The sequence below is a fragment of the Collinsella sp. zg1085 genome (genome assembly GCF_018889955.1).
In the GTDB taxonomy this organism is placed as follows: domain Bacteria; phylum Actinomycetota; class Coriobacteriia; order Coriobacteriales; family Coriobacteriaceae; genus Collinsella.
The window spans coordinates 1,646,701-1,668,608 of the sequence record NZ_CP076545.1; the positions used below are offsets into that span (position 1 = coordinate 1,646,701).

The 21,908-nt window shown below is 54.0% G+C and carries 17 protein-coding genes, 1 tRNA gene and 1 pseudogene; 8 read left to right on the forward strand and 11 right to left on the reverse strand.

What is annotated here, in order from left to right; translation table 11 throughout:
* Positions 1-191 precede the first annotated feature (191 nt).
* From tadA to KPC83_RS06940, 5 genes are all read right to left on the reverse strand, one after another.
* Positions 192-1,940 carry a tRNA adenosine(34) deaminase TadA gene (gene tadA / locus KPC83_RS06920; RefSeq protein ID WP_216278519.1) on the reverse strand — a complete coding sequence of 583 codons (1,749 nt, stop codon included), beginning with the start codon at positions 1,938-1,940 and terminating at the stop codon, positions 192-194.
* A gap of 680 nt (positions 1,941-2,620) precedes the next feature.
* Complete coding sequence (locus KPC83_RS06925; protein WP_216278520.1) at positions 2,621-3,487, reverse strand: PTS system mannose/fructose/sorbose family transporter subunit IID; 867 nt, start codon at positions 3,485-3,487, stop codon at positions 2,621-2,623.
* Complete coding sequence (locus KPC83_RS06930; protein WP_216278521.1) at positions 3,477-4,262, reverse strand: PTS sugar transporter subunit IIC; 786 nt, start codon at positions 4,260-4,262, stop codon at positions 3,477-3,479. Before KPC83_RS06930 ends, KPC83_RS06925 begins: the two co-directional genes overlap by 11 nt.
* Positions 4,263-4,292: 30 nt before the next feature.
* Positions 4,293-4,775, reverse strand: a complete 483-nt coding sequence (locus tag KPC83_RS06935) for a PTS sugar transporter subunit IIB (RefSeq protein WP_216278522.1) — start codon at positions 4,773-4,775, stop codon at positions 4,293-4,295.
* Positions 4,772-5,629 carry a BtpA/SgcQ family protein gene (locus KPC83_RS06940; protein WP_216278523.1) on the reverse strand — a complete coding sequence of 286 codons (858 nt, stop codon included), beginning with the start codon at positions 5,627-5,629 and terminating at the stop codon, positions 4,772-4,774. The genes KPC83_RS06935 and KPC83_RS06940 overlap by 4 nt, the downstream gene beginning before the upstream one ends.
* Positions 5,630-5,774: 145 nt before the next feature.
* On the opposite strand from KPC83_RS06940, the gene KPC83_RS06945 reads away from it, so the two are divergent.
* The 3 genes from KPC83_RS06945 (at position 5,775) to KPC83_RS06955 (ending at position 9,807) form a co-directional block, all read left to right on the forward strand.
* A complete protein-coding gene (locus tag KPC83_RS06945) occupies positions 5,775-6,497 on the forward strand; it encodes a GntR family transcriptional regulator (protein WP_216278524.1) in 723 nt (240 codons plus the stop codon).
* Positions 6,498-7,546: 1,049 nt separating this feature from the next.
* Positions 7,547-8,611, forward strand: a complete 1,065-nt coding sequence (rfbB, locus tag KPC83_RS06950) for a dTDP-glucose 4,6-dehydratase (protein WP_216278525.1) — start codon at positions 7,547-7,549, stop codon at positions 8,609-8,611.
* A 128-nt stretch (positions 8,612-8,739) separates the two neighbouring features.
* Positions 8,740-9,807, forward strand: a complete 1,068-nt coding sequence (locus KPC83_RS06955) for an acyltransferase (RefSeq protein ID WP_216278526.1) — start codon at positions 8,740-8,742, stop codon at positions 9,805-9,807.
* 42 nt (positions 9,808-9,849) lie between these two features.
* Here the strand turns inward: KPC83_RS06955 and KPC83_RS07260 are convergent, their stop codons facing one another.
* From KPC83_RS07260 to KPC83_RS06965, 3 genes and pseudogenes are all read right to left on the reverse strand, one after another.
* Entirely contained in the window at positions 9,850-10,437 is a 588-nt protein-coding gene (locus KPC83_RS07260; RefSeq protein WP_256441483.1) for an S-layer homology domain-containing protein, read from the reverse strand.
* Between the two features lie 12 nt (positions 10,438-10,449).
* Positions 10,450-11,205, reverse strand: a pseudogene (locus KPC83_RS07220) (ABC transporter ATP-binding protein); the annotation flags it as partial.
* A gap of 8 nt (positions 11,206-11,213) precedes the next feature.
* Positions 11,214-12,038, reverse strand: coding sequence for an ABC transporter permease (locus tag KPC83_RS06965; protein WP_216278528.1), 825 nt, complete (start codon positions 12,036-12,038; stop codon positions 11,214-11,216).
* Positions 12,039-12,176: 138 nt separating this feature from the next.
* On the opposite strand from KPC83_RS06965, the gene KPC83_RS06970 reads away from it, so the two are divergent.
* From KPC83_RS06970 to KPC83_RS06990, 5 genes are all read left to right on the forward strand, one after another.
* Positions 12,177-13,589 (forward strand): polysaccharide pyruvyl transferase family protein, encoded by a 1,413-nt coding sequence (locus KPC83_RS06970; protein WP_216278529.1) that lies wholly within the window; start codon positions 12,177-12,179, stop codon positions 13,587-13,589.
* Positions 13,590-13,630: 41 nt separating this feature from the next.
* Positions 13,631-14,737: a glycosyltransferase gene (locus KPC83_RS06975; RefSeq protein WP_216278530.1), complete on the forward strand. Its 1,107-nt coding sequence runs from the start codon at positions 13,631-13,633 to the stop codon at positions 14,735-14,737.
* Positions 14,734-15,780 (forward strand): glycosyltransferase, encoded by a 1,047-nt coding sequence (locus KPC83_RS06980; RefSeq protein ID WP_216278531.1) that lies wholly within the window; start codon positions 14,734-14,736, stop codon positions 15,778-15,780. Before KPC83_RS06975 ends, KPC83_RS06980 begins: the two co-directional genes overlap by 4 nt.
* A gap of 115 nt (positions 15,781-15,895) precedes the next feature.
* Positions 15,896-17,011: a glycosyltransferase gene (locus tag KPC83_RS06985; protein ID WP_216278532.1), complete on the forward strand. Its 1,116-nt coding sequence runs from the start codon at positions 15,896-15,898 to the stop codon at positions 17,009-17,011.
* Between the two features lie 10 nt (positions 17,012-17,021).
* A complete protein-coding gene (locus tag KPC83_RS06990; protein WP_216278533.1) occupies positions 17,022-18,083 on the forward strand; it encodes a glycosyltransferase family 2 protein in 1,062 nt (353 codons plus the stop codon).
* A gap of 71 nt (positions 18,084-18,154) precedes the next feature.
* Here KPC83_RS06990 and KPC83_RS06995 read toward each other — a convergent pair whose 3' ends face one another.
* The 3 genes from KPC83_RS06995 to KPC83_RS07005 form a co-directional block, all read right to left on the reverse strand.
* Complete coding sequence (locus tag KPC83_RS06995) at positions 18,155-19,675, reverse strand: GH25 family lysozyme (protein WP_216278534.1); 1,521 nt, start codon at positions 19,673-19,675, stop codon at positions 18,155-18,157.
* A 1,194-nt stretch (positions 19,676-20,869) separates the two neighbouring features.
* Positions 20,870-20,943: transfer RNA gene (locus tag KPC83_RS07000), tRNA-Asp, on the reverse strand.
* A 485-nt stretch (positions 20,944-21,428) separates the two neighbouring features.
* A complete protein-coding gene (locus KPC83_RS07005) occupies positions 21,429-21,902 on the reverse strand; it encodes a metallophosphoesterase (protein WP_216278535.1) in 474 nt (157 codons plus the stop codon).
* Between the last annotated feature and the right edge of the window lie 6 nt (positions 21,903-21,908).

The following is a 21,908-nucleotide window of genomic DNA, read 5'->3' on the forward strand; positions in this document are numbered from 1 at the left end:
GTTTCACCCACCTTGCCACTGAAAACGGCTTTAGCTGCTTTTGTTGTATTCGTTACATTCGTTGCACATTGAATGCAACGAATCGAGTTTTTGTTGCATTCGCTGTACAACGAAAGAGCGCTTTCGTTGCATTCAATGTACAACCAAACGGTGTTTTTGTTGCACATTCGCCTAATTGGGCCTCAACCCTACTACCGGCGCAAGCACCACGCGCGTGCCACCGTCTCGCCCGCAAATTCGATGTTCTTTTGTGCTGTCCCCCGATTAAGCGCCTCATCGAGCGAAATTGGCTCATGCACAGCCGGCACCATAAGGTCAATTCCTCGCTGATATACCTGCTCTATATTGCTATCGCAACTGCCCACCACAGCCGCAACCGGCACGCTAACACACTGGGCTCGGCGAGCAACTGCAAGCGGGGCTTTTCCCTGCGCGCTTTGGACATCCATATGACCCTCGCCAGTTATCACAAGGTCAGTATTCTCAAGAAGCTTATTAAAACCCAAGGTATCGAGCATAAACTCTGCTCCCGAAACAAGCTGTGCGCCCACCGCCAAACATGCCGCGCCTAAGCCACCTGCCGCTCCAGCGCCCGGCACACTTGCAACCGACGAAAACGAACGCCCGTGCTCAGCAAACGGCAGACGCGCGGTATCAAGCACACGCGCATATACACGCATTGCCCGCTCATGTGTGTCGCTATATGCTAGGCCCTTCTGAGGGCCAAACACGGCAAGCGCCCCGCGAGGCCCTACCAACGGATTATTTACGTCGGTTAGTGCAATAAGCTCTATACCAGCGAGTTTATCTGCAACAGGTGTTAAATCAAGCGAGGCAAGCTGATGTAAACCTGCCAAGCCTGGAGCAAGAGGTTCACCATCAGAAGTTGTAATGCAAGCCCCCAATGCTTGCAAAAATCCCAAACCACCATCATTGGTGCAGCTTCCGCCAAGACCTATCACAATACGACGCGCCCCTTGCTTGAGAGCCTGCATAACCGCAAAACCCAAGCCTGCCGTTGACGCGTGCAAAGCCGTTTGTTCTGTGCGTTCTACCATGTTAAAGCCGGCAAATTGAGCAACTTCAAGATAGGCTGTCTCGTTGTGCAGTAAAAGCGAGGCATCACAGCTCTCCCCTAAGGGGCCTGACACCGATACCTGCGCACACACACCACCAAGCTGCTCATACAGCGCGGCAATTGTTCCCTCACCCCCATCAGCCATAGCAACACAGGTCACAGAAGCATCGGGTAACGCGCGTTGAACACCATGTGCTATCCACTGCGCAACCTCGATACTATTTGCACAAGCCTTGAACGAATCTGGTATCACGAGCACGCGAGGCGCAGGCACATGCTGGCTTTTTACCGCGCCTAGCTGTGTGACCTTGGTTTTTATTGCGTGATTGTGTGCTTTGGCATGGGCAAAAAGGGTGCTGTGTTGCTGGTCTGCTGGTAATAAGCTTTGCTGATTTTTACGCCGCTCCCGAAAAAAGTCCTGCAATATACGCGCGCAATCGTCTGCTAATACACCACCTTGTACCTTAAATTGATGATTTAGGCGTGTATCCGCGTGCAAAGTATAAAGAGAACCCAACGCGCCCGCTTTTGCATCAGAAGCGCCGTACACACAAGCATCAACGCGCGCATTAACCATAAGCCCAGCACACATAGCGCACGGTTCAAGCGTGACATAAACCGTACAGCCAGATAAACGCCACTGTCCTAACACCTGCGCTGCTTTTACAAGCGCTGCAAACTCTGCATGTGCCGATGGATTGTGGTCCAATTCTCGCCGGTTATGGGCTCTCGCGATAATTTTGTTCTGGTAAACCACAACTGCACCGATAGGCACTTCACCAAGTGTGGCTGCTTTCTCTGCCTCTGCAAGAGCTTCGCGCATGAAAAGGGAGTCATAGTTCTCAGTTATAACGGTTGACATCTCGCACCTATCCTCAGCATCAGTTTTGTCTATCCTCGGTATAAGCTTGCAATAGCCTAGCAGCTTATACAGAGAGCTTGCGTCTTTGCTTGGTATTTATGCCTGAAACTCCGTCTAAAACTTAGAGAAAAGCAGGTTGTATTCTGGCTGTCAGGCAATTTGCTCAAGCAAATTAAGCTAGTGTACGAAATTTTGTCTACAGGTCGAGTATAGGGGATCTGTACAAGCGAAATTTTCAGTATTTGCGCAGGAAAGACACTTTATCTTAGTAGAGTGTACTTGACCCCTAGCAAAAAATTCGTACATTAGATTCGTTTCCTCTTGGGACGCTAATGTTACGCATCCCATATCACTTGCTTGTTGGCAAAGAATTGCAAAAAGAAGCAGCAGCGTGCAGCGAGACAAGGTATTGTGTTCGGAGAATTTTGCGAAGCACATTCGGAGAGCGCAATCATTGATTCAATTGAGATGGAGTTGCGATATAAGGGTGGCATAGCTTTTCTAAAGGAACTATCGCGAAACGCAGTTCCCGTGAAAAGACTATGCCACCCAACAAACTTGCAATTCACTCGTCCAATCGGCGAAGCAAAAAACTATACCGCTCCATAGGTTTGCAAATTAAACGGCAGATGCAAGGCGAGCTCACTCCCTCACCCCGCCTCAGAAAAATAATCCGCTGCCTATACCACCATGGTTGATGCCCATGCAACTCCAATACACAGCACAATCGTCAGCAACAACACATGCGTAGTCTTCACTTTCTTGCCTAAAACCCAATACATAAACCCAAAAACTGCAGCTTGTGGCATACATGGCATAATCATATCCAGAATTTCAGAAAGCGGTTGTGCATATCCACTTGACCCCACCATCAACGAAAGGTCAAGTGAGATGAAACTCGCAACCATTCCGCCAATTGCCATAAGCCCTACAACACTTGCCGCAAACGAAATCTTCTTCATTAAATCCGCTGCTGCCGTGCTTGTGATAATCGAGCTTCCGTACTTATAACCAAGTTGTAAGCCAAACCACCGAATAAGAAATCCAGGGACATTAAAAATAACTAGTAAAAGAATTGGCCCCAATACACTTCCCTGCTGGGCAAACCCTAATGCAATGCTTGTCCCGATGATACGCAAGGTACTCGCAATCAAGGAGTCACCGATGCCTGCCAGAGGCCCCATGAGAGACGTTTTAATGCCTTGAATTGTACTCTCATCAAATTCAGAATCGCACGCATCGCGCTCGCATAACGCCGCATCTATACCCATAAGCAAAGTTGATAGCTGTGGCGTTATAGCCATAAAATCAAGCCCACGCTGGTAAGCGTGCTTAAGCTTCTCACTTCCCGGCTGATACAGCTTTTCTACTACACGCGTCATCGCATACGAATATCCCATATTTTGCTGGCGCTCATATGTCCACGAACTATCGAGCATACATGAGCGCCAAAAGACGCGGCGTAAGTCCTGTTTATTCAGCTTGCATTTTGTTGTTGAATCTTCAACGAGATTATCAAAACGAACGTCATTCAGCTTAGAATTCATTGTTGTTCTCCATTTCTTGTGAGTCTGTAGCTACTACCTGTGAGGACGAAGCCAATACCACGTTAAACGTTAGAAGTGCAGCAACTGCAATGGCAACCAAACTCACGCCCATCAAGCTCAGGTTGCCATAAGCAACCAGCAAAAAGCCTAGTAACAAAAAGCATGCAGTTTTCTTATCCACCATCGCGCGTGCCAACATTGCAAATCCTAGAGCGGGGATAATTCCCATGGCATAGTCAAGGCCACGTGTTACAAATTCTGGAACTGCGTCAACAACACCCTGAATGGCATGAGAACCTACGTAGAAGCCAGCGGCACACAAACTAGCCAGAAGTAAAACCTGCAAAACAACAAAGAGGTAATGCATTCGTTCAATGCCGCGTGGATTTTTGGCAAGGGCATAAGCGTCTGCACGCGCCGACAAGAAAGGACCTGGCACTGCCATTAAAAAATTCCAAACCATAGACATGAGTATCGAAACAGGAACGGCGAGCGCAACAGCCTGCGCAATATCAGCACCAGATACAAGCACATATCCACAGCCGATTATTGACCCTGAGGTCATATCAGGAGGGTTACTAGCTCCAATCGCCATTGCTCCAAGCCACACCAACTCCAGAGAGGCTCCAACCTTAATTCCTGTCTCTAAATTACCTAAAGCTAGCCCAACTAGACTTGATAAGATAAGCGGCCGATTAAGTAGAGAGCTTCCAAAAACACTATTACAATAGCCAAGCGCCGCAATTAAAAACATCCAAAACGTTTGCATAATCATAGTTGTTCCTTTCAGTGGATTATTACAGCTTTACAGCAGGTCAATAACATTACGGGCGGTATCAGTAGAAAGCATTTGCACCAAAAAGTTAACGCCTTGTGCAGCAGTCTCGCGCAACAGCTGTTCTTCCTCTGGCGATACAAATATAGCCGATGATATTTGACACTTGCCTTCCTCAGCGCGAACACCACCAACATTGATTTCACGCAATGCATACGGACTTGCTGCAAGTCGCTTGACGAGCCAACAGGCATCTGCAATGGATTCCACCAATATAAGCAGCTCATACGAATCAGTTACTCCGCTCTCAATAGCTGCTGCCGAGTCGACGAGTGACTTTATGACGAGTTTGACATGCTCGGGCTTTGCAAGACGAAGCGCGCTCATGCGCAACGTATCTTGAGCGACTGCATCATTGGCAATCAAAATGGCATTGACTCCCACTGCTTTAACCCACGAATAGGCTACCTGCCCATGTAGAAGTCTATGGTCGATACGCACCAGCCGAATCATGTTGCCTCCTCTTTTTCACGAATGTGATACACCGCTGCCATGAATTGACGAATGTGCTCTAAACTCAGCTCACCGTCATCCTGATATGTATCCTTAAAAAAACTGCCAACAATTGCACCATCTGCCATGCGCAAGTTAGCTGCCACATTCTCAGCTGTTACACCTGCGCCCACAATCAGCGGAAATGCACCCAATGCGACACGAAAATGACTGATTTTCTCTTGCGATGTTTCTTGTCCAGTAGCATTTCCGGTAACACAAACTGCATCGCAGCGCATTTGAGCCGTTGCAAGGTCTTCTTCAACGGTATGATTTGATAAGAGGGGCTGGTACTTAAATCTTACACCACCAAGTACCGCTCCAGAATAGCGTGCCCGGTAAAGGTGCAAAAATGCTGCAAGTGCCGGCTCATCGCGCGGCTGGATATGTCCAACTACTGAGTCTAACTGTACAAATTTTGCCGCATAAGCTAAAGCAAGCTCAAAACCCATAACGTCTACGTTAAGGCAATTAACGCCATATGACAGCGGATACTGTTGCTGCTCTAAATACTCAAGCACGTCAACCATATTGTTGTAGCTTCCAAAGTAGCTCTCAACAATAACTGCGTCTACACCACCTTGTACATAGAGTTCAAGTTCGCGCTTTGCTCGCTCAAGAACACCTGTATGGTTTTCTCCCTTGAGATGCAGCATGCCAATAATAGGTTTAGCTACGGTAAAAATCCTACTCCATCGGGTTTCTTCTTGTGTAGTCTGACCACGCTGCCTGCCGCTTACTCGGTGCTTCTCTGCAAAGCTCGACAAATTAAGATAAGCACTCCCAACACCCTGATATTTGTAATCGACTTCCATAAATCCCCTTTCTACGATATGCCTTACTCTAACTTATATTAACTTATCTTATATTATCAATTTAACAGTGATGTTTTCTGTGAACGTGCACTTTTTCTCGGTTAACGGTATAGTTGGAGTACTATCGCCTGCGAAAGGACCCCCTGTGTCTCGTTCTTCTGAAGCTATGCCGCCCACCTTGCAAGAGCAGCTTCGTGCTTACCTAGAGACTGCCATTATTCAAGGAATCTACCAACCAGGCGACAAACTTCCCAGTGAAAATGAGCTTATTCGTGAGTTTCAGATAAGCCGCGTCACCGTGCGCGCTGCTTTATCACAGCTTGTCGCTGATGGGCTTGTCATAAAACGTCAAGGCAAGGGTGCTTTTGTAAAGCAGCGTCCATATCGTGAAACAAGCTATGGGTCAGGTAGTTTTACAGAGGCTTGCCTTCAAATGCAACTACAACCTCAAACACGTATACTTAATATCGAGCGCATCCATATGGATAGTGAATACGTTTCACTCTTGAACGCCGATAATAGTGCTGAGATAATTCAATTGGAACGTCTACGCTTAATCGATGATACACCTTGCATTGTTGAGCTTGATTTTTTTCCAAGAGACGCCGAATATCTGTTGCATACATCACTTGAAGATCGATCTCTTTTACGTGCAATTACAGAAGAAACGGGTGTTATCCCAGCGCAATTCACCGACCAATTCTACACCACATGGGCATCAACTCACCAAGCGGAGGTATTACAGATTAAAAAAGGTACTTCCTTACTCAAAGTTGAACAAAGTGTCTGCGATCAACAGGGCAAGCTTATCTACATCAACCATCAATTTATCTTTACCGAGCGCTATGTATACTCAGTGCAAAGATAGTAACTACATAAATTTGTTCTGCGGGTAATTTGGTTTTGAGTATTCTTTTGCTAGATGATTAAATTGCGGCCTTTGAACTAATGAATCAACAACCTAATTAAGCCTTTGGAAAAATAGTGGTGTAGAACACCGCTGTAATGCCCTTACTCAATCGAAAAACGCAGGGATTCACGAAGCAAACCCGTCTAGTGTACGAATTTTTGTTAGGGGTAAAGTATACTCTACTAAAGTAAAGCGTCTTTCCTGCAGAAATGCTGAAAAGTTTGCTTTTACAGACCCCCTATACTTGGGTTGCTGGCAAAAATTCGTACACTAGACCAATTTGCCTCCAAAGCAACAGGCTTTGGCAGTCGCCTAAGAACGTCGTCTACTTTAAGAACCCCTGCATTTTCAGTCACGTAACAACATGAGAGTGTGTGTTCGTATTGCCGCCGCGCGCCACTATCGTATCGCTGCCCGTTTGAGCAGCATACCGACATTACATCGTTTCACGTTAGCCTAGCGCATCGACATTACATCGCAGAGTGCAATAGCAGCACTATTTCGCCATATCGAGTGCTAGCGCTCTTGCCACATTGATAAGTTACATCTGTCGCTTTGGCAAAAATGACGAAAAAGTACTCTCTCTAACCCCGCGGGTTAGTATTTGTTTAACAAAGCCGCAGGTAGATAAGCCGCATGTAAAGCTACATCTGTCGCTTTATGCCAAATTAGTCAAAAATGACAGGTTTTTGCGTCAAATTCGTCATTTTTGCCAAATCACAGGTCGAGGACATTGTTTACGCGTCAGATTGGATAGTTTTGCCAAAGCAGAGCTCAGACACATTTTTCTATGTGCCAAATTCCTTAGTCTTCCAACGTTTAACTCAGTGGAGTTTTCCGTGTATCAAATTGGTTTGTTTTGACAAAACACAGGTTAGAAATACTGGTCAAAGAGGTGTAAACTGCAAAAAATAATGAAGTTTATAAGGGAGTTTCCAGTATGCACACAAACAATCGACTCATGGTACATACACTCAGAACCTAATTGCTCATATAGGTAAGCATATATGCATGATTTTTCAACACATAACATCATTGTCACCGGCGGCTGCGGCTTTATCGGCTCCAATTTCGTGCGCTATGTCGTCCGCGAGCATCCGGGCGTGCACGTGACGGTGCTCGACAAGCTGACCTACGCCGGTAACCCCGAGAATATCGCCGGCCTTCCGGAGGACCGGGTTGAGCTCGTGGTGGGAGACATCTGCGATGTCGCGCTCCTCGAGCGCCTGGTGCCCGGTCACGACGCCATCGTGCACTATGCCGCCGAGAGCCACAACGACAACTCGATTGCCGATGCAGAGCTGTTTTTTCGTACCAACGTGGAAGGCACCTTCCAACTGCTCGAAGCCGCTCGGAGGCACGCCGTGCGCTTCCACCATGTGAGTACCGACGAGGTATACGGCGATCTCGCTCTTGACGACCCGACCCGGTTCACCGAGGAGGCACCGTATCGCCCTTCGAGTCCGTACTCCAGCACCAAAGCCGCGAGCGACATGCTCGTACGGGCTTGGCACCGCACCTACGGGGTCGCGGCCACGATCTCGAACTGCTCGAACAACTATGGTCCCTATCAGCATGTGGAGAAGTTTATCCCACGCCAAATCACGAGCATCCTCACCGGCGCGCGACCGAAGCTCTATGGCGACGGCAGGAATGTTCGCGATTGGATTCACGCAGAGGACCACAGCTCCGCGGTGTGGGAGATTCTCACACGCGGGCGGATCGGCGAGACCTACCTGATAGGGGCGGACGGCGAGCGGAGTAACATTGATGTGCTCCGGGCCATCCTCGAGCGCATGGAACGCGATGCAGACGATTTTGATCTGGTGCACGACCGCCCCGGGCATGACCGTCGCTACGCGGTGGACGCGACGAAGCTCCGCCACGAGCTCGGCTGGGAGCCGGCGCACGCCGACTTCTTCGAGGGGCTCGACACCACAATCGCATGGTACCGCGCGCACGAGGACTGGTGGCTCCTAGCCAAGGAGGCTGCGGAGGCCAGGTACACGGCGGCGGAGCTCGGCGGCTCGCGGAACCAGATGCGCGCGCCGGATGAGGGGCGATGCGAATGACCTCGTGATATCCGTCCGCATCGTCGCTGCTTTAAGCAATTCGGTCTGGCGCTGCATACCTCAGATTCCAAACACGGTATGATATTCCGAGATTCTGTCGTTCGGATGAGTCGGAAAGGAGCGGCCTCATGGGAGTAAAGCCCCGCGTTCTGTATTTTGACGTATTGTCGATTGTCGCCAGCCTCGCCGTTATTTTCCTGCACTGCAACGGTATCGTGCATTGGGGTCCAGCCACGCCCCACTGGTCCCAGGCGCTCGTGGTCGAGGTCGCGTTTTACTGGGCGGTGCCCATCTTCTTCATGTGTTCGGGAGCGAAGACGCTGGGCTATCGCGATCGAAAAGACACGAGGACGTTTTTGCTCTCGCGCATGAAGGGCATCTTCTTTCCCTTCGTCGCATGGTGCGCCATCCAATACGTTATCCGAGCGAGTGGTCTTTTTAACCCGCTTCCCGAGGGATGGGAACCTTCGCCCGCCCACTTTCTCAGGGTGTTCATGAACGGGCAGATCGATGGCACTTATTGGTTCTTTTTTGCGATGTTCGGCGTCACGCTGTCTATCCCGGTGTTGTCGCGTCTCAAAGATCACATCGACACACTCTGGTACTTGGTGGGCGCGTATATCCTGCTGTCCGGCACGATCACTCCGCTCTGCAAAGTGCTGGGGCTGCCCTGGAACGAATCCATCTCCATCTCCGTGTCAGGCGGATACGTCATGTACACAGTGCTCGGGTACCTCCTCGCCTCGGATTCGCGGGTGTTCGCCTCGCGCTCTCGGAGATGCCTGCTGTACGGCCTGGGGATTATTGGCTTGATGGTCAGATATGGGTTCACTTGGATGGCGTCACAGCGAACGGGCGTGCTGAACAACGCGTTGTTCGAGTACAACTACCTTACCGCGATTCTACCTTCGGCCGCAGTGTTTGTATGGTTCAAGCAGGTTGATTGGGAGGGGCTCTTCGCGCGCCTCCACGTGCGCGCATCGTCGGTGCGCCGAGTCGCAGGCCTCACTTTCGGGGTGTACCTCATGCATTATCTCGTTCTGAACGAGGTCTTTATCGGGCACCTTTCCATGGACATGACCTCGTACGCCGTGCGTCTCGGTCTACCGTGGGTTATCTTCACAGTGTGTTTGGCCTGCTCGTACGCGCTGAATCGCATACCCTTTGCCCGAGCTCTCGTCGGAGGCTGGCGCTGAGAGCCAGCCACCGTGCTGTCCGCGCCGCCCTGGGCGGCGCGCCTACGACGAGCGCTTGGCATCCTTGCGCTTCTGCGCCTCTCTCATGCGCTTGACGCGAATCTTGTGGACGCTGTAGAACATGGTGGCGACATCGCGGCGGGTGATGGTCGCGTCGGGGGCGTAGGTGCCCTCCGTCGTGTGGTAGGAAACCCCTGAGGATGCGAGCCACCAAATCTCTCTGGCTCCCAGGGTATTGTCGTTGACATCGGGGTACAGATCGCGCAGGCGCTCGGTCGGCTCGAACGCGGGAGAACCGTCGAGCAGGTAGAGCATCTGCGCAAGTTCATGGCGTTTGACGTTCATATCGGGCATGAACAACTCGTTGGCCATGACGTCTGCGATACCGGAGTGCCCCAGCCACATGATAGCTTCGGCATGTGGCGTCTTGCCGTCCACATCGCCGAAGCGGGCACGATCCTCATCGGAGGGCGCATAGTTGATGGCGTTGGAATACCGGTACAGCATGGCTGCGACATCGCAGCGGGCCACGAGGACGTCGGGGCGGAAGGTATTGTCGGGATAGCCCTTGGAAATCTTCTGGCGCGCGAGCCACCATATCTCCTTGGCGTGGGCTGTGTCCTCGGTGATGTCCGTGAAGGCGAACTGCTCGCGATAGGCCTGGCAGACGTCTTCGACGGGGCCGTCCATGCGCATGTCGCCCTTCTCGATCCAGATGGCGCGATCGCAGATGCGCTCGACTTGATCCATGGAGTGGCTCACCAGGAGGACGGTGACATCCCCAGAGTCAACAAAGTGCTTGATGCGCTTCTCACATTTGCGCTGGAAGAAGACGTCGCCAACAGAGAGGGTCTCATCGACGATGAGCACGTCAGGCTCGGTGATTGTCGCGATGGCGAAGGCGATTCTCGCCGTCATACCCGAGGAGTAGTTCTTAAGGGGCATGTCCATGAAATCCTCAAGTTCGGCGAACTCGATGATCTCCTCCATTTTGCTATCGATGAACTCCCTGGTGTAACCGAGGAGCGCGCCGTTGAGATAGATGTTCTCGCGTGCCGTGAGCTCGTAGTCGAATCCCGCGCCCAGCTCGATGAGAGGCGCGATGTTCCCACGAACGATGCAGTTTCCCGATGTGGGCTCGAGAACCCCGGCGATGACTTTGAGCATGGTGGACTTGCCCGACCCGTTGGTGCCCACGAGTCCCACGGTCTCACCGCGCTTAATCTTGAATGAGATGTTCTTTAGCGCCTTGAACTCCTCGAAGAAAAGCTCGTGTTTCACGATCTTGATGAAGTACTCTTTCAAGCTGTTAAGCTGCTCCGATGCCATGTTGAACACCATGGTGACATCGTTGACTTCAATCGCGTGCTCTTCATTCGGCGTGATATCGAAAGGCATGGGTGCTCCTAAATATAAAGAATGAATTTGTGCTCGGTTTTATGAAAAATCACATATCCGACAATCATAGCAAGGGCTGCCCACGCGGTACAGCTCGCTAGCACCGCCATGCTTGGGTTGGTCTGATAGAGGAAGATATCACGCATGAACATGACGAAGGCGTACATAGGATTGGCCTTGAGGATGAGCTGCATCTTCGGTCCCATATCGTTGATCATAGCGAAATCCCAAAAGAGCGGCGTGGCGTAGGTCCATGCCGTCATGATGACGCCCCACAAGTGGATGACGTCGCGGAAGAAGACGGACAGCGCTGACAGTGCGAGACCCACGCCCATGCAGAAGAGCATGAGCAGAAACAAGCCCACCGGCAACCATGCGATATGCCAAGTGGGTATGATACGGAACCACAGCATGACGATGGCAACGGCGATCAGCGAGAAGAAGAAATTTACAAGGGCAAACAGAACCTTCTGCACAGGAAACACTAAGCGGTGAATTTTAACCTTTTTGAGAAGGGATGAGGAGCCAATGATTGACGTGAGTGACGAGCTCGTCGCATCGTTCATAAGGCCAAACGTGATATTGCCCAAGATAAGGTAGAGCGGATAGTTTACAATGTTCGCGCCGCGTAAACCCGAGAAGAACGTGCTAAACACAGCCGACATGACCACCATCATGAGCAACGGATTGAGGACGCTCCAGAGCACCCCGAGAAAGCTTCGCCGGTATTTGAGTTTAAAATCTTTCCCCACGAGCTGTTTGAGGATGTAAACGTCCTTCCTCCAGTCGTTTTCATGATGGGAGAGAATGGTATTTTGGTTGGTAGGAACCACAGATTGACCACCTTCGAGCTCAATTATTTTACATTCTGCTATATTATCATCAAATTATGTTGCTCATAGAGCCTTACCATTCGGGCTGGACTTACTATACATGCCCTCCCAACCCTTCAAGATTGCGAGATTGTCATTATGAGTGTCAAGTCGAGCATCCGATCGGTGCTTCCCGTCACGACACGTGATTTCGAGCACTGGAGCTCCTCGTTGCGTGAGCAGATCGATGCAACCAAAGACGCGGCGAGCGAGCTCCACGAGCAGTCCACCCAGGAGATCCGAGCGCTTCAGGAGTCGTTCGATCCGCTGCACGACGCGTTTCGCGCGGTGCAGGACCGCTTCGACGCTCTTGATGCGCATCTCAACAAACCGAGCTACTGCAATTTGGAATACCTCTCCTTGAACCGCGAACATACAGGCAGGCGCATCCTGCTCGCCGGCTGGTACGGTGCGAGCAACTGCGGCGACGAGCTCATGATGCGCACCATGCTCCAGCATTTCGAGAAACGCGGCGTGCGCGTGTCGGTGCTGCTCTGGGATGATCCCGACTACGATTTCAGCCGCCTGCCCGCGTGCGCAGATCAAATCCACTACCCGCGCTCCACTTGGGAGCTGCGTCAGCTGGCCGAGTATTTCGATGTACTGGTGTGGGGTGGCGGAGCGATCATCGATGATCGCCAGTTCAACCATAATCCGCTAAACATCAACACGGGCAATCTACTCGTCTGGTTGAGCGAGGAGATGTTCAAACGCGAAAAGGAAGTTTACGCCGTAGGTCTGTCGGCAAATGAGTCGCTCGAGGCCGATACGGAGTACGCTCGCCGACTGGCCGCTGTCATCGCGGGTTGCGCCCACGTCTCATTACGCGATAGCTATTCGCTTGAGGCACTCACTACCGCAGGGATCGACGTGTCGCGTATCGAGCTGTGCGAGGATATCGTTTTCGGGAACCGCTTCATCGGGGCGAGCAAGACTACCGCAGGCGATGCTCCACCAGCGGTGGGCGTGACCCTCATGACGGGGGACGTCACCAACGAGCACAACCGTCTCGTGCTCCCGCACATCATCGAGATGGCGAAAGGGCGCTACGGCGAGGGGTGCCGCATCAAGCTGGTTCCGTTCTACAACTTCTGGAAGTTCGACACGACACTCCTGACGCAGCTCTGCGAGGAGTTGGGCGTGATGGAACAGGTCGAGATTGTCCCGTACACTGATGAGCTGCAGGAGATTGGGCTGCTCGATTGCGACGTGGTGATTGCGTACCGCTACCATGCCTGCCTCATTGCCGCGGCATCCGGAATCCCCACGTTGTTTATGTGCGTGGACGACCATCCCCATTATCGAAATAAGATGCGCCGCATCGCCGAGGTTTTTGGCATGTCCGACAACCTGCTCATGGCGAGCACCTGCTTGGACGACGGCTCGTTCGACGCGCGCTTTGGCGCGCTGCTGGAAGCTCCGGTTACGCCGTCGATACCTGAGAACCTGTTCCAGGAAACCTTCGATTTCCTCGAGCGTGTCTGCGCTTCTGCGGTAGAGCCACGCGCTTAGCTACACTGATGTCCGTTATGTCACCTAGGAGATTAGCTGTTATGTCACCCAAAGTTTCAGTGGTCGTGCCCGTTTACAACGTTGCCGCGTTCCTTCCCGCCTGCCTCGATTCCATATGCGCCCAGACGCTCGAGGACATTGAGATTATCGTTGTCAACGACGGTTCGACTGATAACTCCCTTGAGATTGCTAGGGAGTACGCCGCTCGGGATGGGCGCATCAAGGTGCTCACGAAGGAAAACAGGGGGTACGGGCACACGATGAACCTCGGTCTCTCCCAGGCCACGGCTCCCTATATCGGCATCGTCGAGTCCGATGACTGCGCGCGCCCCGAGATGTTTGAGACGCTGTTCAACCTTGCGGTCAAACACGATGCTGATGTCGTACGCTCCAACTACTGGAATATGTCCCAAAATGGGACAAGGTTCGATCTAGTCGACGTTTTGAACCTCGCAGGCGCCCCCTATGAGGCGATGTTCGACTCAGCAGATTACCCGGACATCCTGCGCGGTAGCCCGGCGATCTGGACGGCCATCTACAAAGCGGCGTTCCTCAGGGAGAACAGCATCGAATTCCTAGAGACCCCCGGCGCCTCGTTCCAGGATACGGGCTTTGCCCTCAAGGCTCTCACGTCCGCTCAGCGCATGGTCATCACGCGGAAAGCTTTTCTGAATTACCGCGTGGACAACGCGGGCTCTTCGGTGAAGTCTGGCGCCAAGATGTATTGCGTGTGCGATGAGTACCAATCCCTCGAGGAGCACCTTGCTCGGAACCCCCGGCGCGCCGAGGCGTTTCGTTCTGTGATTCCCGCCAAGAAATATGAGACGTACGTCTGGAACTACAACCGACTAGACATCGCGCTGAAGCCTGAGTTCATGGAGCGCATGTCTCGCGAGTTCGCCGAAGCCAAGTCCTCGGGTGACCTCAGGCGACCGGCTTTTCAAGACAGGGAGTGGGGCGATCTCATGGAGCTCATCGAGAACCCCACAGCGCTCGGCGGGCGCGACCTCGCAGTGCAGTACCCGCCTGAGGATTTCAAAGAGCACCAGCGCACGCGCTGCGCCAATGGGCTCATCTCCCGTTTCCACATGTACTACCTGTTCGTCAGGCACGCGTTGCGAAAGACCCGATCGAAGGTTGCAGCATGAATATGGAACGCAACGAAAGCCCCTGCCCCTTGGTCTCTGTCATTGTCCCTGTGTACAACTCCGAACGGTATCTGCCCGCGCTACTCGACTCCCTTCAGAGGCAGACCTATCGCGAGCTCGAGATAATCTGCGTGAACGACGGCTCGCGCGACGAAAGCCTAGAGATTCTGAACGAGCGCGCGGCAGCGGATTCACGCATCGTGGTGGTGGACAAGGAGAACTCCGGCGCGGCCTCTACGCGCAACGTGGGCATCGACCTCGCGACGGGAGCGTACCTGTGTTTTGTCGACTCGGACGACCTCGTGGAACCCACGGCCTTCGAGAGGTTGGTGGATGCGGCTCTCGCGCACCAGGCTGACGCGGTGATCTTCGACATGGATAATTTCGATGACGAGACGGGCGAGACGTCACCCACGAACGCGGTATTCAAGGAGTTTGTGCCCGCCAGGACAGTCTTTCGCCCCGTCGATATCGACAACTTCTTCAAGCGTGTGGTGGGCTTCACCGTCAACAAGCTCTACCGCACCGCCTACTTAAAAGACCTCTCCCTCAAGTTCCCCTTGGTTGGGGCGCACGAGGATATGCCATTCACGTACATCGCGTTGAGTCCCGCCGAGCGCCTGTACTACCTTGATGAGACGCTCTACCACTACCGCCGGGCGCGCAAGGGCAGTCTAAGCGACAATACAAACGACGACTACCGCTTCATGCTTGACGCCCTGCTTGCATTTCGAGACGGCCTGAGGGGTCGTGGACTCTGGGTCGCGTGCGAGCGCGATTTCGTGAACTACGCCCTGCATATGTGCCACTGGAAGTACACTGTGCTGGGAAAACGGGATCGGTGGGCCTTCAGCGGCGACTTGCGCGCGCGCGTCTTCGACCTGTTCGAGATTTCCCAGCGTGACCGTGATTATTTCTTCGACGAGGAAGATGCGGCGTTCCTCGAGCGCAACGCACGCCCAGGTTTCGCCTTTCGCATGGTCACGTGGGGCTGTTTCACTCTGCAGCGCCTCCGGAGGTTGCTCTGGGACGGGAGAGGGTGATCGGCCACGCGCCGTGTGTCATCCGCGACCGGAAAGCTGGGGCGGATGGATGGCGGCGCGGATTGGCATGGCAAGACCCACTCGCTCGGCTCTCTGTTGTTAGGACGCGCCCCCTATGGCTGTAACCCCTCAGATCTCCATCTTGATTCCCATCTACAACGTGGAGCGCTACCTTGAGCAGTGTCTCGACTCAATTCTAGCCCAGTCCTATGGCGATTATGAGGCCATCTGCATCAACGACGGCTCGACTGACGGGTCGCGGGCAATCGTTCAGCGCTACCTTGACGCCGACATACGCTTTCGGGTCATCGATAAGGAGAACTCGGGATACGGGGCCTCAATGAACCTTGGGCTTGCCGCGGCACGCGGTGAGTTCGTCACCATCTTGGAGGCCGACGACTTTTACGAGCCCGATGCGCTCGCCGTCCTTTGCGACCTCGCGGTGCGGGAGGCCGCAGATGTTGCGAAGGGAAACTTCTGGTTCTACTGGTCGGAGCCTGCTGAGCGCCGCGAGCTGTTCGAGTTCGTCGATGCAACGATGACGGGCGGCCTTGTGCATCCGCAGGATTACCCGCAGGTCTTCTACCGCAAGCCGTCGATCTGGTCCGCCCTTTACCGCCGGACATTCCTCGAGCGTAACCGCATCAGGTTCCTCGAGACCCCCGGTGCCTCATATCAGGATGCGGGGTTCAATTTTAAGGTCTGGGCATGTGCCGAGCGCGTTATCTGCTCGCAGCGGCCAATCCTCTCCTATCGGCAGGACAACGAAGCCTCCTCGGTAAGGTCTTCTGCGAAGGCGTTTTGCGTGTGCGACGAGTACGCGGAGATGCAGCGCTTTCTGATTGAGCGCTTTTCGCCGCGTGCGGATGGTAGAGGGGCACGTCGGGGAGATAATTCGTATGAGAACTTGCAGGGAATCTTGGAGCGCATGAAGTTCGATACGTATCGGTGGAACTACGACCGCCTCTCGACCGAGCTGCGTCCTGCGTTCCTCTCGAGGTTCTCGCGGGAATTCGCCGACGACATGCGCTTGGGGCGCGTCGACCTCGCGCGTTTCGAGCCATGGGCGGAGGCGATGCTTCGCGCGGTGGTGGAGCAGCCCGACGCGTTTGCCGAGGCCCAGCGCCTGTCCGGCGATGGTGGTCGGATGTCCGCACTGCGGCGCCTCTTGATTTTGGGTGGTCCTCCTCTGGTGTGCCGAGTCTTGTTCGACAAACTGAAGCGCGCATAAGGGAGGAGTTATGGCACAGATAAGCGTTATTGTTCCCGTGTACAACGTCGAGAATCACCTCGAACGGTGCCTAGAGTCCCTTTGCGCTCAAACGCTGCACGATATAGAAATCTTGTGCGTGAACGACGGTTCAACCGACGGCTCGCGGCGGGTGCTCGCGGCGTGCGCTCGGCGCGACGAGCGCATTGTGGTGTTGGATCGCGAGAACGGCGGGCTATCCGCCGCGCGCAACACCGGCATAGACGCGGCGACCTCGCCCCTCGTCTGCTTCTTGGACGCCGATGACCGCTTTTTCCCCCAAGCGTGCCGGCGGATCGTCGAGGTGCTGGGCGAGACGGGCGCCGATGTGCTCACCTTTGGCGCGCATCCGTATCCACGCGAGGCGGAAACGAAGTGGCTCAACATGGTGCTCAGTCCCCGCGATATCGTGTACGAGTCTTTTGATTCTGCCCTGCTGTTCGAGGAGGCATCCCGGCCGTTCGCTTGGCGCACCGCGTGTCGCTCCGACTTCCTCCATCGAAGCGGTGTGCGCTTCGATGAGTCGCTCGCGTTCGGCGAGGATCAGGTATTCGATTTCGCCATTTACCCTCGTTCGTCCAAGACGGTGCTCATCGCCGAAAAGTTGTACGAGTATCGCGTGTCCCGCTCCGGGTCGCTCATGGACCGCTTCCACCGGAATCCGTATGCGATGATGCACGAGCATGTGCGCATCATCGAGCGCGTTTTTGCCGACTGGTCAAGTCTTAAGCTCCCCGATGGCGGGAGCTGTCTCGAGCGTCATGCGAGCCGCATGCTGTCGTGGGTGGTGGAGTTCGCACTCTACGATTCCCTGAGCCTCGATGATGGCGCCTGGCTGCTAATTGCAGATGCCCTGCGGCCGACCCTCCGGAGCCTTGCCGCACCCCAGGTACTGGCGGCATGCTCCCGGGGCGAGCGCGCAATCTTGAACGCCGCGCTCGAGGGAGGCACCGTCTTCCGTGCGAGACGGCGGGTGCTCGCCGTGCGCTATTACCTAGAGCAGCGCGGTCTCAAGCAGGGTCTTGAGGCCGTGCGCGACTGGTTGCGGCGGTGAGGGGTGAAGACGGCGCGCGACCAGCACTCCGGCGGCGCGGGCAAGCTGATGGGGTGTCCAGCTCACGCGGATTACGATAGGAAAACGCCGTTCACGCAGGTGTGGAGCCGGTGGAGGAATGCGGCCATGTCCTGACGGGCAACCGGGGCGAGACCGCGGAAGGTGCCGTCGGGGAAGCCAGTTGAGATGCCCGTGCGCGCGAGCCACCAGATCTCCCGGCAATGGGGCGTCGACTCGGAGACGTCGGGGAACCTACCTATGTCTGCAGCGGTAGGCTCAAAGGCTGGGGAGCCAGCGATGCGGTAGAGGAACGCAGCCATATCCTGGCGCGCCACATGGCTGAGGCCTCGGTAGGTTCCATCGCTCCATCCCTCTGCGATTGCCCGAGAACCGACCCAGCAGATCTCTTTGAAATGCGGTGTCGCGGGTGAGACGTCGGAGAATCTTTGCATGTCGGCAGCATTCGGCACGTAGTACGGTGATCCCGCCGTGCGATAGAGCATGGCAGCCATGTCTTGACGCGCGATGCTCGACTCGCCGCGGAAGGTGCCATCGGGGAACCCGTTTGCGATGCCCCGCTTCTTGAGCCAGCCGATATCTTCATGATGCGGGGTGCCATGCGTCACATCGGAGAAGCCGTAGAGCCTGAACGGTGTGAAGGCGCTGACATCAACTGCCCCGGCGATGCCGTCAACCGTGCCGCTCGACGTGTACTGCCAGCCGTGAAACGACGGGGAGCATGCGGCAATGTCGAATCTGAGGGTGGGGAAGTACTGGGCAACCCAGCTGGTGCGATCCCAGATATATCGGCTGTTGAGCGGGCCGTTGAGGTAGCTGGTGTAGCTGTAGACCGAGACATCGTGATACCCGGCGCGAGCCAGCGCCTTAAAGTACGCCTGCACAATCTGCTCATACACTCGGGGGCTCGAAGGGGGCGTGTGGCCTGTCCAAGACCATTTCTCAAGGTCGTAGTAGATGGGGAGGATGGGTTTCGCGTCGTAGCGCTTAAGAAGCTCTGCGGTCCAGTCTCCCTCTCTTGCGGCGAACGTCGCATCGTATGCGTAGCTGTACAGGTAGATGCCGTAAGGCATACCCACACGCTTGCATTCGATGATGTTGCGCCTGAACTGGACGTCCTCGTTGCCGACGCCGTAGCCGCAGCGAAGGATGGCCGCATCGACGCCGGAGCTCTTCACGCGATCCCAGTCTATTGCCCCTTGGAACGTGGATACGTCAATTACCTTGGTGGCGGGGGAGGCAAAGACGTTTCCCTCGCCATCGAGGAAGGTCTTACCGCGCTCCGACTGAATCCATGCATGGGTTTTGGCCTGAGGAGCGGGCCGCGCCGAGCGGAGGGAGGCGGCAGGTGAGGCAGGATCGGGCTGGGGGTTTTCGCGCGCCCAGGCGACGTAGTCGTCGTAAGACGAGAGGTGCGCGAGGTCGTCGGCCTCGAGTGCATGGACGGGGATGGGCACAGCTATCGATGTGAGAGCCGCGGCTCCCGCGAGGAACGTGCGTCTGCTCTGGCTACGGCTCGTCGGGCTCGTATGGCGTCGCGGCGGGTTCACCGTGTGGCTTTCAGATAGGTTCATAGCGCCCTCATTTCGTTTGTGGTTGAATTTGCTCTACATATGATAAGACCATATCGCCGGTTTCGTCGAAGACCTAAATGAATCTGCGTCAGTTTCACTCTGATTCCTTATATTCAATACCAGTTCCCTCTTCTCATGCCCCGTCTCCGCTTCTGTCATATAATGAGTTTCCCCTGATTCCTTGCCACCGGGTGCGCTTCTAGCGCCTATGCGCGCATCATCCTCGACTAGGTGACGTTTGGCTGCGGTACGTGACGCTTCTTCTGCCCGCTCGATGTCCTTATCTGCGAGGGAGGTGAGGGCATTAAGAGAGCCAGGCGCGCCGTGTGGCCAAATGAATGTCTTCAAAGATGCACCACTACCAGGTCGAAGACGCAGGCAGGAGCCGACCTCTACGCCATCGCGACAGACCTCATGCGCATTACGAGTAGCCAAGAGGCGACAAAGTGGATAGTGCGCTTTCAAAGGTGATGCTCTGACTACGAGGAGTTCTTGAAAGAACGCGCAGAGGACGGGCGTCGCTTCAAACACAAGAGACTCAGGAAAGCAAAGCGCGTGCTTACTGCACTCTGCAGCGCCGGGACGCTCTTCACGTATCTGGAGGATGACCTTATGGCTAGGGGCACTGTCCCCTTCCTGTCGAATAAGATAGAGAATCGAAACGGCCGTATCAGACGGATGCTCTTGATGCATCGTGGCATGAATATTGACCACAGGATAAAAGCGGTCTTCTGGCTTTGCTATATAGAGTCCGAGGATACCCAAGAGCTTTGCCAGTCTGCTGCGCGAGTTCCTGACGACGCTCAGGTAAGGGAGTGGCGAAGGCTGGCCGCCAAAGAACGGGGAGACGAGGGCGGCATGCCTGCTAGATGGGGCAAGGGATTGGTGTGGTCTGAGCTTCATCACAGTATGCCTTATCCGTACTCGATTGATTAGGCTCTTTACACACTTTTCTGCCTATATGCCCATTATTTATATGCCAAGCCCGCCGCTCTTGCCAAGCGCAGGCTAGAGGTGTTATCTGGAGATATGTTTCAAAATGTGTGCCAATTTGCTCTTGGCACGCCTGCTCAGACACTCTTTTCAAAGGGAAAAGTTTCCTTGGGACAGAATGTTGCCTTGAATAATCCAAAACGCAGCGCTAACACACTCGACAAAAAAACCCTGCTCAAGGCAGGGTATAGCAAGCAAGGGCGGGAAGTACGGGACTCGAACCCGCGACCTCCGACGTGACAGGCCGGCGCTCTAACCAACTGAGCTAACTCCCCAGACAGCATATGCTGCGAGAGAAAGTATACACAGAACCTATAAGATGGCGCAAGAAGAATTTTTAACGAATTTCTCAGACGATGACCTGCGCAAATCTTTCACAGCTTTTGAAGTGCTTGCGCCCCATTTTCACAAATCGCAGATTGCGGGTCACGAGTTGCAGACCACAAGATACAAGCCACAGTTTGCAGATTACGGGTTACAGCTTACATACCAAACACTTTCAAGCACATTACTCTTGCAGTTCAACTCGGCTGCCTTACGAGTTATACTCCGCAGATTACAAATGCAACTTGCAAATTGCAGGTCACGAGCCGCGGGTCACGGGTTGCAAACCATAGGCTACAAGCCGCAAACCACAATCTACACGCCACACAGCTTCAAGCACATTACTCTCGCAGCTCAGCCAGCCAACCCCACAAGCCTGTGGCACCATCGCTCGCCACCGGCAAGACCACCAGCAGCGCACACCCCAACTACACCCTTACAAGTCAACAATCTCAACGGAGGCTACAATACCATCTTTAACCTGTATCTCAGCCACAGTTGCACCCCGCATACCACGCGGATACGATGCCGACCCCGGATTTATCAGCAAGCTTTCCCCGCGCCTCTCAACGCGCGCCACATGCGTATGCCCGCAAATACAAACATCTGCCTGACCTATTGGCAAATCTTCCTCATAATGGGCTACGGCAAACGTAACACCCTTAAACTCAAACTGTGCCAGACGACCAAGCTCAGGACCATAGTCATAGTACCAGTCGTTATTACCAAGCACACCGTGTATAGGAGCCAGCGCACGCAAGGTTTCCCAGTCAGACTCAGAGGTAATGTCTCCCGCATGAACCAACAAATCCGCACCATCAAGCACCTGCAACAAGCGCTCGCTCAAGCGTCCATGCGTATCAGAAAGCACTACCACGCGCTTACATCCGGGAACCACAAAACCCGCCATTAAAAA

What these genes read in the sequence shown, in the direction of transcription:
- tadA (WP_216278519.1), bottom strand. Translation starts at nt 1,940, where the DNA reads ATGTCAACCGTTATAACTGAGAACTATGACTCCCTTTTCATGCGCGAA.
- KPC83_RS06925 (WP_216278520.1), bottom strand. Translation starts at nt 3,487, where the DNA reads ATGAATTCTAAGCTGAATGACGTTCGTTTTGATAATCTCGTTGAAGAT.
- KPC83_RS06930 (WP_216278521.1), bottom strand. Translation starts at nt 4,262, where the DNA reads ATGATTATGCAAACGTTTTGGATGTTTTTAATTGCGGCGCTTGGCTAT.
- KPC83_RS06935 (WP_216278522.1), bottom strand. Translation starts at nt 4,775, where the DNA reads ATGATTCGGCTGGTGCGTATCGACCATAGACTTCTACATGGGCAGGTA.
- KPC83_RS06940 (WP_216278523.1), bottom strand. Translation starts at nt 5,629, where the DNA reads ATGGAAGTCGATTACAAATATCAGGGTGTTGGGAGTGCTTATCTTAAT.
- rfbB (WP_216278525.1), top strand. Translation starts at nt 7,547, where the DNA reads ATGCATGATTTTTCAACACATAACATCATTGTCACCGGCGGCTGCGGC.
- KPC83_RS06955 (WP_216278526.1), top strand. Translation starts at nt 8,740, where the DNA reads ATGGGAGTAAAGCCCCGCGTTCTGTATTTTGACGTATTGTCGATTGTC.
- KPC83_RS06970 (WP_216278529.1), top strand. Translation starts at nt 12,177, where the DNA reads ATGAGTGTCAAGTCGAGCATCCGATCGGTGCTTCCCGTCACGACACGT.
- KPC83_RS06975 (WP_216278530.1), top strand. Translation starts at nt 13,631, where the DNA reads ATGTCACCCAAAGTTTCAGTGGTCGTGCCCGTTTACAACGTTGCCGCG.
- KPC83_RS06980 (WP_216278531.1), top strand. Translation starts at nt 14,734, where the DNA reads ATGAATATGGAACGCAACGAAAGCCCCTGCCCCTTGGTCTCTGTCATT.
- KPC83_RS06985 (WP_216278532.1), top strand. Translation starts at nt 15,896, where the DNA reads ATGGCTGTAACCCCTCAGATCTCCATCTTGATTCCCATCTACAACGTG.
- KPC83_RS06990 (WP_216278533.1), top strand. Translation starts at nt 17,022, where the DNA reads ATGGCACAGATAAGCGTTATTGTTCCCGTGTACAACGTCGAGAATCAC.
- KPC83_RS06995 (WP_216278534.1), bottom strand. Translation starts at nt 19,675, where the DNA reads ATGAACCTATCTGAAAGCCACACGGTGAACCCGCCGCGACGCCATACG.
- KPC83_RS07005 (WP_216278535.1), bottom strand. Translation starts at nt 21,902, where the DNA reads ATGGCGGGTTTTGTGGTTCCCGGATGTAAGCGCGTGGTAGTGCTTTCT.